The organism is Sphingomonas sp. Leaf4 (assembly GCF_920939515.1).
GTDB lineage: Bacteria > Pseudomonadota > Alphaproteobacteria > Sphingomonadales > Sphingomonadaceae > Sphingomonas.
This window is the reverse complement of sequence record NZ_CAKLBB010000004.1, coordinates 183,733-195,857: the sequence shown is the minus strand read 5'-3', so window position 1 is coordinate 195,857 and position 12,125 is coordinate 183,733. Positions and strand designations below refer to the sequence as shown.

Annotated in this window: 12 protein-coding genes; 10 read left to right on the top strand and 2 right to left on the bottom strand. The window is 68.0% G+C overall.

Going from position 1 to position 12,125, the window contains the following annotated elements; translation table 11 throughout:
* The first annotated feature begins 51 nt into the window (after positions 1-51).
* The 3 genes from LRA89_RS07480 to grxD are packed head-to-tail and all read left to right on the top strand — an operon-like array spanning position 52 to position 948.
* Positions 52-375, top strand: coding sequence for a DUF1476 domain-containing protein (locus LRA89_RS07480; protein ID WP_230769643.1), 324 nt, complete (start codon positions 52-54; stop codon positions 373-375).
* Position 376: 1 nt separating this feature from the next.
* Positions 377-613, top strand: a complete 237-nt coding sequence (locus tag LRA89_RS07475) for a BolA/IbaG family iron-sulfur metabolism protein (protein ID WP_056498062.1) — start codon at positions 377-379, stop codon at positions 611-613.
* A gap of 11 nt (positions 614-624) precedes the next feature.
* Complete coding sequence (gene grxD, locus LRA89_RS07470) at positions 625-948, top strand: Grx4 family monothiol glutaredoxin (protein ID WP_230769642.1); 324 nt, start codon at positions 625-627, stop codon at positions 946-948.
* A 273-nt stretch (positions 949-1,221) separates the two neighbouring features.
* Here the strand turns inward: grxD and chrA are convergent, their stop codons facing one another.
* A complete protein-coding gene (gene chrA / locus LRA89_RS07465; RefSeq protein WP_230769641.1) occupies positions 1,222-2,394 on the bottom strand; it encodes a chromate efflux transporter in 1,173 nt (390 codons plus the stop codon).
* 180 nt (positions 2,395-2,574) lie between these two features.
* Between chrA and LRA89_RS07460 the strand changes: the two genes are divergently transcribed.
* From LRA89_RS07460 to nadA, 5 genes are all read left to right on the top strand, one after another.
* On the top strand, positions 2,575-2,943 hold the full coding sequence (locus tag LRA89_RS07460; protein ID WP_055759085.1) for a BlaI/MecI/CopY family transcriptional regulator: 369 nt from the start codon (positions 2,575-2,577) through the stop codon (positions 2,941-2,943).
* Positions 2,940-4,571 (top strand): M56 family metallopeptidase, encoded by a 1,632-nt coding sequence (locus tag LRA89_RS07455; RefSeq protein WP_055759088.1) that lies wholly within the window; start codon positions 2,940-2,942, stop codon positions 4,569-4,571. The genes LRA89_RS07460 and LRA89_RS07455 overlap by 4 nt, the downstream gene beginning before the upstream one ends.
* Before the next feature lie 126 nt (positions 4,572-4,697).
* Positions 4,698-5,555: an MBL fold metallo-hydrolase gene (locus LRA89_RS07450; RefSeq protein ID WP_230769640.1), complete on the top strand. Its 858-nt coding sequence runs from the start codon at positions 4,698-4,700 to the stop codon at positions 5,553-5,555.
* The gene (locus LRA89_RS07445) at positions 5,540-6,256 is read left to right on the top strand and encodes a DUF4230 domain-containing protein (protein ID WP_230769639.1); all 717 of its coding nucleotides are present in this window, start codon (positions 5,540-5,542) and stop codon (positions 6,254-6,256) included. Before LRA89_RS07450 ends, LRA89_RS07445 begins: the two co-directional genes overlap by 16 nt.
* Positions 6,257-6,302: 46 nt before the next feature.
* On the top strand, positions 6,303-7,304 hold the full coding sequence (gene nadA, locus LRA89_RS07440; protein ID WP_230769638.1) for a quinolinate synthase NadA: 1,002 nt from the start codon (positions 6,303-6,305) through the stop codon (positions 7,302-7,304).
* Positions 7,305-7,530: 226 nt separating this feature from the next.
* Here the strand turns inward: nadA and LRA89_RS07435 are convergent, their stop codons facing one another.
* Positions 7,531-8,100 (bottom strand): hypothetical protein, encoded by a 570-nt coding sequence (locus LRA89_RS07435; protein WP_230769637.1) that lies wholly within the window; start codon positions 8,098-8,100, stop codon positions 7,531-7,533.
* A gap of 102 nt (positions 8,101-8,202) precedes the next feature.
* Between LRA89_RS07435 and LRA89_RS07430 the strand changes: the two genes are divergently transcribed.
* Together LRA89_RS07430 and rpsA are read left to right on the top strand one after the other, a co-directional pair.
* On the top strand, positions 8,203-9,882 hold the full coding sequence (locus tag LRA89_RS07430) for a DEAD/DEAH box helicase (protein WP_230769636.1): 1,680 nt from the start codon (positions 8,203-8,205) through the stop codon (positions 9,880-9,882).
* A 462-nt stretch (positions 9,883-10,344) separates the two neighbouring features.
* Positions 10,345-12,048: a 30S ribosomal protein S1 gene (rpsA, locus tag LRA89_RS07425; protein ID WP_055759105.1), complete on the top strand. Its 1,704-nt coding sequence runs from the start codon at positions 10,345-10,347 to the stop codon at positions 12,046-12,048.
* Positions 12,049-12,125: the final 77 nt, after the last annotated feature.

Below are 12,125 nucleotides of genomic sequence, written 5' to 3'. Positions count from 1 at the left end.
ACGGGGGCGTCGGCGGACCTATCTGGTGCGTAACGACCACAGGGGACCGCCATGACCATGTTCGACGACCGGGAACGCGCTTTCGAGGCGAAATTCGCGCGCGACGGTGAGATGGCGTTCCGCGTGACCGCGCGGCGCAACCGGTTGCTGGGGCATTGGGCGGCTAGCCGCATGGGGCTGACCCCGGAAGAAACCGATGCCTATGCGACTGCCGTCGTGCAGGCCGATTTCGAGGAAGTCGGCGACGAGGACGTGGTGCGCAAGCTGGTGTCGGACCTGACCGCCGCCGGCGTATCCTTTGAGGAAGCCGAGATCCGGCAGGCGATGGCCGATGCCGAGGTCGAGGCGCGTCGCCAGTTGCTGGAGAGCATGTGACATGCCGATGGCAGCCGAGGACATTCAGGCGCTGATCGTCGCCGCCATTCCCGATGCGGTGGTCGAGATCACCGATCTGGCCGGTGACGGCGACCATTATGCCGCGCGCGTCACCTCCGAACAATTCCGTGGGCTGAGCCGCGTCGCGCAGCAGCGCGCGGTCTATGCCGCTTTGGGCGGGCGCATGGGCGGCGTGCTCCATGCGCTGCAACTGACCACCGCCGTTCCGGCGGCCTGAGGACCATGAGTATGACCGACGACACGAACGCCCGCATCGATGCGGTGGTGAAGAACAATGACGTGGTGCTGTTCATGAAGGGCAGCCCGCTGTTCCCGCAATGCGGTTTCTCCAGCCGGGCGGTGGCGATCCTGAACCACCTGAACGCCGAATTCGAGAGCGTCGACGTGTTGCAGGATCAGGGCATCCGTCAGGGCATCAAGGCCTATTCGGACTGGCCGACGATCCCGCAGCTTTATGTCGGCGGCGAATTCGTCGGCGGATCGGACATCATGATGGAGATGTACGAGAGCGGTGAGCTGGCGGAGCTGATCGGGGGCGACAAGGTGGCCTGATTCCGGCGACAGCGTTGCAGGCGGAAGGCCCGGCGGCACGATGGTGCGGTCGGGCTTTTTGCTGTGCGTTGGAGAGGCCCCGGGTTGGGCGGATCGGCGACTGGAGGAAACCGATCCGCCCGTCGAGGCGCGAACGCATCGGGGTACGCCAGGCGATGCAGTCGCCGTGCCAGTTGCCGCCGATGGCGGATTCATGCCGGGTGTAATCGTTAACGCGGTTCGGCGGGGTGGCGTGATCGTAAGATTTTCCGACAGTCGGGCGCGTGCGGCATGTCACAACGGCAGCAGCGCGCCGGCGAGGAGGCCGGCGGCGAGGATCGCGGGCGTTACCCACGTTCCTTTCAGCCGGATCGCCCCAAGCAAGGCTGTCACGAACAGGACGATGGCGATGGGCAGCCATGTCACCCGGCCGGCGGTGGCGATGGCGAGACCGGCGAAGGTCGCGGCGATGATGCCGATGACGGCGGCGGCAACGCCGGTCAGCGCGCGCTGCAAGGCCGGATGGGCGACGATCGCCTCCAGCCGTTCGTAGAAGATCAGCGAGAAGGCGAAGGCGGGCAGGAACATGCCCGCCGTGATCGCGAGCGCGCCGGCCAGTCCGCCGCTGACATAGCCGACGAAGGTCGCGAAGATCACGAGCGGCGCGGGCAGCAGTCCGGCGATGGCGATGCCGTCGAGGAACGCCGCGTCGCCGATCCAGCCGCGCCCGACGGTATCGGCGCGGACATAGGGGATGGCGGTATAGGCCCCGCCGAAGGTCAGCAGCCCGCCCTTCAAGCCGGCGAGGAACAGCAGACCGACGGTCGGCGTCGTGGCGGCGAGCGTCGCCGGACGAAGGCCGAACGGCTGGACGAGCAGCGTGACGGCGACCGCCAGCGCGACGATGCCGACCACGACCAACCGCCGCGCGATCAGCGTATAGGCCGCACCCGCCGCCGCAAGCACGATCCAGAACGGCGCGCCGGCGAGCGTCGCGGCGAAGGCGGCGAGTGCGACGAGGCCCAGCGCCGGCCCTTCGATGACATGCCGGCCGATCCGCCACACCGCGCGGGCGATCACGGCCAGCACGACGATCTGTAGCCCCAGCAGCGGCCCGGCGAACGCGCCCATTCCGGCGACGAAGCGGACATAGGCCCAGCCGGCGGCGAGCATCAGCACCAGTCCGGGCAGCATGAAGCCAAGCCCGGCGAGCAGCCCGCCGATCCGCCCGCGCGCGATCATGCCCATATGGACGCACAGCTCGTGCGCCTCGGGGCCGGGCAGCACCTGCAGCACCGCGAGCAGCCGGTTGAAGCGGGCGGGATCGATCCAGCGTTCGCGCGTCACCAGCGCGTCGCGCAGCATCGCGATCTGCACCACCGGCCCGCCGAAGGCGAGCGCGCCGAAGCGGAGGAATTTGAGGAACAGTGCGATCAGGCCGATCGCGGGCGGGGCAGGGTTCGGCATCATACGCTCCGACACGTCGCGCCGGGGCACGACGACAGGAGCGGAGCTTGGGCGGACGGGCCGCCTGAACGGGCGTCCGCTATTGGCCCGTGCCGCCATCTTTCCGCGCGATCCCGCCGGCGTCAACGGCAATGAAGTTTACGCTTGTAATCGTAACGACCACGGGTGTAGTCATAGCCTATGGCCGAACGAATCAGCGATGCCGAGCATGCCGTGATGGAAGTGCTCTGGGACGAAGCCCCGCTCACCGCGCAGGAGGTGGTCGAACGCGCCGCGCCGAGCCGGGGATGGAGCGCCAACACCGTCAAGACGCTGCTCGGGCGACTGCTCGCCAAGGACGTGGTCGGGGCGGAAGAGGATGGCCGGCGCTATCGCTATCGTCCGCTGGTGGCGCGCGAGGAATATGTCGCGGGTGAATCGCAACGGTTCATCGACAAGCTGTTCGGCGGGAGCCTGACCCCGCTGGTCGCCCATCTGGCCCAGCGGGACCAGTTGAGCGCGAAGGAAATCGACGAGATCGAAGCTCTGTTAAAGGCGCTGAAACAATGATCGGATGGGCGGTGGAAACGCTGGCGGCGACGACGCTGCTGATGCTGCTGGTGCTGGCGGTCCGGGGGCCGGTCGCGCGGCGCTTCGGGCCGCAGGTGGCCTATGCGCTGTGGGCGCTGCCCGCGCTGCGCATGATCCTGCCGCCCATTCCCGATGCGTGGCGTCCGGTGGAGTTCCAGCCGATCGGCGCTGCAACCGAACCGGGCGTGGTGATGCTGGGCGTACCGGTGATTGATGTGCCCGCGTTGCCGCAGGGGTGGGGGATGGCCGACGTGCCGCTGGCGGTGGTCGCGCTGTGGTTTCTCGGCACGATCGGCTTCGTCGGATGGCATGTCGTGCAGCACCGCCGGTTCTGCGCGAAGGTGCTGGCGTCGGGCCGGTCGAAGGGGGTGGCGGGGGGCCATGTCCGCATGATCGAGACGCCGCATGCCGCAGGTCCCCTCGCCTTCGGGGTGGTCCGCCGTTACGTCGCGATGCCGATCGATTTCCGCGAACGCTATGACGATCGCGAACAGGCATTGGCGCTGGCGCACGAGCTGGGCCACCATGCGCGCGGCGACCTTGCCGCCAACTGGGCGGCGCTCGTCATCCTTGGCTGCCACTGGTTCAATCCGGTCGCGTGGCGTGCGTTCCGGGCGTTCCGCGCCGATCAGGAGATGGCGTGCGACGCGATGATCCTCGCCCGCGCCACGCCGGGGGTCCGCCATGCCTATGCCACCGCCATCGTCAAGTCGGCGCATGGCCAGGCATTGTCGGCCGCCTGCCACCTTCACAGCGTCAATGAACTGAAAGGGAGACTCGTCATGTTGTCGAAGCATCGGGTGATGTCGCCCGCCACCCGCCGCATCGCCGGCACCGCCACGCTGGCGCTGGCCGTCGCGGGGCTTGGCCTCACCGCATCGGGGACGCAGGCCGCCGAGACGATCCGCACCAAGGTGGAACATGCGACCGGTGTCGAGATCGCCGATGTCGAGGCGCAGGCCGCCGAGGCGCTGGCCCCGGTCCGCGCACTGGCGCCGATCGTACCGGCGCAGGCCGCCCCGCTGCCGGTGGCGCCGGTCGCCGGGCCGAACCCGGCCGCGCGTCCTGCCACACCTGCCGGCCCGGCCACGGCATCGCAGCCTGCCGCGCCGGCGCGTAGCGAGGTGCGCAAGATCATGGTCCGCCAGATCGGCGACGACGGCACGGTGCTGAGCGAGAGCCTGACAGATATTCCTGAGATCGTGAGCGCCAATTGCGGCACCGGCGGCCCGGCCGGCGCGGACCGGCAGGTGACGATCACCCGCACCGAGAACGGCCGGGCCAAAACGATCGTGTGTCAGGACCGCGTCCAGCGTATCGCGAGCGTCGCGACGAGGGAGGCCGCGTTCGCCGAACGCTCCGCCGCCTTCGCCGAAGCGCAGTCCGAAGCAGCCGGTCGCCGTGCCGCCGCCGCCGGCGTACGCGCCGAGGCGCAGGGCCGGATGGCCGCCCTTTCAGGCCTGCGCGCCGGAATGGCCGCGCTGCGCGCCGCCCGCGCCTCGATCTTCGCGCAGACCGATATGCCTGCCGATGCCCGCCGTGAGGCGCTGGCCGGCATCGACGAGGGGATGCGCGAATTGCAGGCCGAAATGGCCGATCAGGACTGATCCGGTTTCCCCGAACGTCCTGCCCCGTTCGTTCGGTGGAAAGGGGGCCGGCCGCCAGAGGTGGTCGGTCCCCGTTCTCGTACCGGCGGTTGCATAAGCGGGGTCGCGCCGCCATCTGCCAAGCCAATGGCCGACTTTCCCCCCGGTATCGCCCAGCCGCTCGAACCGCTGGTCACGCGGCTGCTGGCGCGCAATGCCTCACCCTATACCCATACGGGCACGCAGAGCTTCATCGTCGGCGGCAGCGGCGCGGTGGCGGTGATCGATCCGGGGCCGGACGATCCGGCGCATCTGGACGCGATCCTGAACGTGGTGGCCGGGCGCGAGGTCGCGGCGATCCTGTGTACCCATACCCACCGCGACCATAGCCCCGGTGCGGCCCCTCTGGCGGCCCGGACCGGGGCGGCGATCATCGGCTGCGCGCCGCTGACGATGGACGATGTCGGCCCGCGCGCCGATGCGGCGTTCGACACCGGATACCGCCCCGACCGGGTGCTGCACGATGGCGAGGCGGTGGCGGGCGACGGCTGGACGCTGATCGCGGTGGCGACGCCGGGGCATACCTCCAACCATCTGGCGTTCGCGCTGCCCGAAAGCGGTGCGCTGTTCAGCGGCGATCATGTCATGGGCTGGTCGACGACGATCGTCTCGCCGCCCGACGGTGACATGGGCGAGTATATGGCCAGCCTCGACAAGCTGCTCCAGCGCGACGACCGGGTCTATTATCCGGCGCACGGGGGTGTGGTCGAGAACCCGCGACGGCTGGTGCGCGGGATGCTCGGCCACCGCAAGCAGCGCGAGGGGCAGATCTTGCGCGGTCTGGAGCGTGGGCTGGCGAGCGTGCCCGAATTGGTGGCTGCGATGTATGTCGGGCTGGATGCGAAGCTGGTCGGCGCGGCGGGGCGATCGGTACTGGCGCATCTGATCGATCTGGAGCGGCGTGGGATCGTGGGGCTGGAGGGCGAGCAATGGCGACGCATGTGAGGCCGGGCGTGCTGCGCACCACGGTAGCGCTGGTGCTGGCAGTCGTCGTCGGGGTCGGGGCGTGGCTCGGCTATCAGCGCTATGCCGAGCGTTATGCGGTGACGACCGAGCCCGACAGCGGCGAGGCAGTGACGCGGATCATCACCGCGCGACTGTCGGGCAGCAGCAGTTTGAAGGTCGCGACCCTCTCTGGCACGTTGCAGGCGCGCGCCACCGACACGCGGGCGTTCGGCTTCCTGAAATCGGATCAGGTGGTGAAGATGCCTTATTCGGTCGACTATTTCGTCGATGTGTCGCGCATCACGTCGGCCGACGTCACCTGGTCGCCCGAAAGCCGGACGCTGGTGGTCGACGCGCCCGACGTGACCGTCGCGGCACCCAATGTCGACGAGGCAGCGCGGACGCTGGTGCGCACGCAGGGGCTGTACGTCAGCCGCGAGGCATCGGAGGCGTTGTTCCAGCGCACCTCCGCCGCCGCGCAGGCCAAGGCGCGGGCCGAGGCGCGTAGCCCCGAACGGCTGGCGCAGGCACGCGAGAAGGCGCGGGCTGCGCTGGGGACGCTGCTTGGCGCGCCGCTCGCGACGCTGGGGTACGGCGATGCGCGGGTGCTGGTGACGTTTCCGGCCGAACGCGGCCGGCGCGGGGGTGAGCGCTGGGACGTTTCGGCCGATCCGGCGGACGTGGTCGCCAATCGCCGATGACAAGCCATGCCGGTGCCGCTAGGGGCGGCACTTCAGGGAGACGATGATGAACGCGCGCACCGAACTGCCCACCGGCACCGACCTGCTGGCCGAGATCGACCGGTTGCGCCGGGAGCGCAATGCGGTGATCCTCGGCCATTATTACCAGCGGCCCGAGATTCAGGACCTTGCCGATTTCGTCGGCGACAGCCTCGACCTCAGCCGCAAGGCGGCGGCGACCGATGCCGATGTCATCGCGTTCTGCGGCGTGCGCTTCATGGCGGAGACGGCGAAAATCCTGTCGCCCGACAAGACCGTGATCCTGCCCGACATGGATGCTGGCTGTTCGCTGGAGGATAGCTGCCCGCCCGAACAGTTCGCGGCATTCCGCGCGCAGCATCCCGATCATATCGCGCTGACCTACATCAACTGTTCGACCGAGGTGAAGGCGCTCAGCGACATCATCGTGACCTCGTCGTCGGCGGAAAAGATCCTGTCGCAACTGCCCGCCGATCAGAAGGTGATCTTCGGGCCGGACCGCAACCTCGGCGGGTATCTGACGCGCAAGACCGGGCGCGAGATGCTGTTGTGGCCGGGCGTGTGCATCGTCCACGAGGCGTTCAGCGAGACCGAACTGCTCAAGCTGAAGGCGCAATATCCGACCGCGCCAGTCGCGGCGCATCCCGAATGCCCGGCGATCATCCTCGACCATGCCGATTATGTCGGATCGACCAGCGGCATCCTCGCCTATGCCGCCGATTTCGCCGGCGACACGCTGATCGTCGCGACCGAGCCGCATATCATCCACCAGATGGAAAAGGCGCTGCCGCACAAGCGCTTCATCGGCGCGCCCGGCGCGGACGGCAACTGCAACTGCAACATTTGCCCGTATATGGCGCTCAACACGCTGGAGAAGCTGTACATCGCGCTGCGTGACCTGAGCCCGCGGATCGAGATCGAGGAAGGGCTGCGGTTGAAGGCCAAGGTGTCGCTCGACCGGATGCTGGCGATGGCGAGCGGGACGGTGGGGCTGGGCGATCTGGGGCCGTTGCGCGTTATCGGGGACTGATTTCTGCGGGTTCACGCGAAGCAGTAGAAGCTTTGGTTCACGCGGAGGCGCAGAGGCGCGGAGAGGTTGCTTACGCGGCTATAGCTTGCCGCGTAAGCGGCCGTGATCGCTCGTTGCAACCCCGGGTTTAGAGGCGTTGCCGGACAGGCGACAGCGCCATGCGCGCAACCTCTCTGCGCCTCTGCGCGAACCAACCTTCTTCGTGCCTTCGCGCCTTCGCGTGACCCTATTGCGCCGGCAGCACCTCGACGCTCGCGCGTTGCCGGGCCAGCACGTCGGGGTCGCTCGCCAGCGCGTGGAGATAGGCGTGACGTTCGGGGGTGCCGCGTCTGAGCGCTTCGAGGTGTTCGCGCTGGTCGCGGGTCAGGGTGAAGCGGACATAGCCTTTTCCGGTCAGGCACTGGTCGGTCGTCGTCTGGAGCGCGGTGCGGACTTCACGGAAGCGGGCGCGGGGATTGGCCCCTTCGGTGATCCGCGCCACCTGCTGCGCGGTGTTGAGTGCCACCGGATCGATCTCCAGCATGCCCGCGCCGCTGGACGAAGGGGGCGGCGCGGCACCACCGCCCGACGGCTGGTTGGTCAGCACCGAATCGAGCTGGCGCGAGGCGGTGATGAGCGTCTTGACCGCCTTCATCTGCGACACGTCGGTCGACAGCCCGGCGCGACCGCATTCGACCGCATCGGTGCGATACTGGTCGAGGCTCACGCCGGCCCGGCCCCAACTGCCACGCGGCGGATCGGCGGCCAGCGCAGACCCCGACAGGCACAGCGTTGCCAGCGTCAAACGTGCGATCATGACGACTCTCTCCCGATTTCCGTGCCTGCCTAACGCAGCGAGTGGGCAAGAACAACGCGCGCGGCCTTGCCGTGGCCGCAATTTAGGGCCATCTGGCGCAGCATGCCCTTTTCTAAGTTGCCCGAACCGCTCGCCGCGGCGCTTTCCGCGCGTGGTTATGAATCCCCGACCGCCGTCCAGGCCGCCGTCCTGACGCCCGAAGCCGAAGGGCGCGACCTGCTGGTTTCCGCCCAGACCGGATCGGGCAAGACCGTCGCCTTCGGCCTCGCCATCGCGCCCGACCTGCTCGACGCGGAGGCGAAGATGCCGCGCGCGGGCGCACCGCTGGCGCTGGCGATCGCGCCGACGCGCGAACTGGCGCTTCAGGTCGCGCGCGAACTGCAATGGCTGTACGGCGAGAACGGCGCGCGCATCGTGTCGTGCGTCGGCGGCATGGACGCGGCGCGCGAACGCCGCAACCTGAGCCACGGCACCCATATCGTCGTCGGCACGCCCGGCCGCCTGCGTGACCATCTGGAACGCGGCGCGCTCGACCTCTCGGCGCTCAAGGTCGCCATTCTGGACGAGGCCGACGAGATGCTCGACATGGGGTTCCGCGAGGACCTCGAGGGCATTCTCGACCGCACGCCCGCCGAGCGGCGGACGCTGCTGTTCTCGGCGACGCTCGCCAAGCCGATCGTGGCGCTGGCCAAGCGCTACCAGAAGGATGCGTACCGCATCGACACGCGCGAGGCGGAGCGCGGCCACGGCGACATCAGCTATCAGGCGATGACCGTCGCGCCGAACGATATCGAGAATGCGGTCGTCAACCTGCTGCGCTTGCACGAGCCGGACACCGCCTTCCTGTTCTGCGCCACGCGCGAGGCGGTGCGGCATCTCCACGCCAATCTGGTCGAGCGCGGGTTCGATGCGGTGGCGCTGTCGGGCGAGCATTCGCAGTCGGAGCGCAACCATGCGTTGCAGGCGTTGCGCGATCGCCGGGCGCGGGTGTGCGTGGCGACCGACGTGGCGGCGCGCGGGATCGATCTGCCGTCGCTCAGCCTCGTCGTCCATGTCGAGCTGCCGCGTGATGCCGAGGCGCTCCAGCACCGGTCGGGCCGGACCGGCCGCGCGGGCAAGAAGGGTATCGCCGCGCTGATCGTGCCGTTCCAGCGCCGTCGCCGGGTCGAGGGGTTGCTGCGCGACGCGAGGATCAACGCGGAATGGATCGGCGTGCCGACCCCCGACCAGATCCACGCCGCCGACCGCGAGCGGCTGCTCGCCAAACTGGCCGAGCCGGTCGAGTTCGACGAGGCCGATGTCGAGCTGGGCGCGCGGTTGCTGACCGAGAAGTCGCCCGAGGATATCGCCGCGCTGCTGGTGCGCGCCTATCGCGCCAAGCTGCCCGCGCCCGAGGAATTGTCGGCGGGTGGCGCGCCCGAACGTCGCGAGCGGCCGGAAGGCCCGCGCGCGGGCTTTGAGGATACGGTGTGGTTCCGCATGAACGTCGGCCGGCGGCAGAATGCCGATCCGCGCTGGCTGTTGCCGCTGCTGTGCCGTCGCGGGCACATCACCAAGAGCGAGATCGGCGCGATCCGCATCGGCAACGAGGAATCGGCGTTCGAAATCCCCAAGGCGATCGCGGCCAAGTTCGTCGCCTCGGTCAAGCGGACGGCGACGCCCGATGAGGATCTGATGTTCGAGCAGATGGCCGGCCCGCCGGCGATGCCGCAGCGCCGCCCGCAGGGCGCGCCGCCGCGGCATGCGGCCAAGCCGTACCGGCCGGGCGCGCGGCGGAGCTGACCGAGGTTTCCACGCGGAGGCACGGAGGCCAGAAGTAAAAGGTTGGTTCGCGCGGAGGCGCGGAGATGGTGTGATACGGGCGGCGGTTGTCTGTCCGGCGCAGCCTCCCGTTTTCGTTGCCAGGGAGGGCGAAGGCCGCTGACGCGGCATTCGTCATCCGCGCGCTCAACCTTCTCCGCGCCTCCGCGCCTCCGCGTGAACCGATCTTCTTTCTTCTTCGCGCCGAAGTCCTCCCGTTGCACGCTATTGCCAAAAAGCGTATGGCGCGCCGGTTCGACGAGTGCAGACTCGCGAAGGCCGGGCGTGTCATGCGCCCATTCCGCACCGCCGGGCCACGCCTTTCGCGACAAAGGACTCGCCGGATGCCGCAATCGACGTTCGGTCGCTGCGGCACTCCCGGTCAAAGACCGCCGGATTCAACCGGCCGGCCGGAAACAAGTACGTTTAGGAATTAATATCTGTATGGCCAGCATGGCAAATCCCACCCGTGACGATTTTGCGTCGATGCTCGACGACATGTTCGGTGCTTCGGAAAGCTTCGAGGGCCGTGTGGTCATCGGCACCGTCACCGGCATCGAGAACGATCTGGCGGTCATCGACGTCGGTCTGAAGTCGGAAGGCCGCGTGCCGCTGCGCGAATTCGCAGCACCGGGCCAGAAGGCCGATCTGAAGGTCGGTGACGAAGTCGAGGTCTATGTCGACCGCGTCGAGAATGCGAACGGCGAAGCGATGCTCAGCCGCGACCGCGCCCGCCGCGAAGCCGCATGGGACAAGCTGGAAACCGAATTCGCCAAGACCGCGCGCGTCGAGGGCGTCATCTTCGGCCGGGTCAAGGGCGGCTTCACCGTCGACCTGTCGGGCGCTGTCGCGTTCCTGCCGGGTTCGCAGGTCGATATCCGTCCGGTGCGTGACGTCACCCCGCTGATGGACATTCCGCAGCCGTTCCAGATCCTGAAGATGGACCGCAAGCGCGGCAACATCGTTGTGTCGCGTCGCGCCGTGCTGGAAGAAACCCGCGCCGAGCAGCGTTCGGGCCTGATCCTGTCGCTGGCCGAAGGCCAGATCATCGACGGCGTCGTCAAGAACATCACCGATTACGGTGCGTTCGTCGACCTGGGCGGCATCGACGGCCTGCTGCACGTCACCGACCTGAGCTACAAGCGCGTCGGTCATCCGTCGGAAGTGCTGAACATCGGTGACACGGTGAAGGTGCAGATCATCCGCATCAACCGCGACACGCAGCGCATCTCGCTCGGCATGAAGCAGCTCGAGAGCGATCCGTGGGATGGCGCCGGTGCCAAGTATCCGATCGGCGCCAAGCTGTCGGGCCGCGTCACGAACATCACCGAATATGGTGCGTTCGTCGAACTGGAGCCGGGCATCGAGGGCCTCGTCCACGTTTCGGAAATGAGCTGGACCAAGAAGAACGTCCATCCGGGCAAGATCGTCTCGACCTCGCAGGAAGTCGACGTCATCGTTCTGGAAGTCGATCAGGACAAGCGCCGCATCTCGCTGGGTCTCAAGCAGGCACAGGCCAATCCTTGGGACAAGTTCGCCGAGGATCACCCGGTCGGGTCGACCGTCGAGGGCGAAGTCAAGAACGCGACCGAATTTGGTCTGTTCATCGGTCTGGACGGCGATGTCGACGGCATGGTCCACATGTCGGACATCGCATGGGGCATTTCGGGCGAGGACGCGCTCAACCTGCACCGCAAGGGCGAGACGGTCCAGGCCGTCGTGCTCGCGGTCGAGCCGGACAAGGAGCGTATCTCGCTCGGCATGAAGCAGCTCGAGCGTGGTGGCCCGGTCGTCGCGCAGGCGGGTGATCGCCTGAACAAGAACGCGATCGTGACCGTGACCGTGCTCGAAGTCCGCGACGCGGGCCTCGAAGTGCAGCAGGGCGACGATGGCGCGACCGGCTTCATCAAGCGCACCGACCTTGGCCGTGACCGTGACGAGCAGCGCCCCGAGCGCTTCCAGGTCGGCCAGAAGTTCGACGCGATGGTGACGGGCTTCGATCGTTCGAAGAAGCCGACCTTCTCGATCAAGGCGATGCAGATCGCCGAGGAGAAGCAGGCCGTGGCGCAGTACGGTTCGTCCGATTCGGGCGCGTCGCTGGGCGACATTCTGGGCGAGGCGCTCAAGGCGCGCACCGAACAGAAGTAAGTCCGCTTCCGGTCCACCAACCGGCGAAAATGACGGGGCGCTTCCACTACGGAAGCGCCCCGTTTTTCGTTCATTCA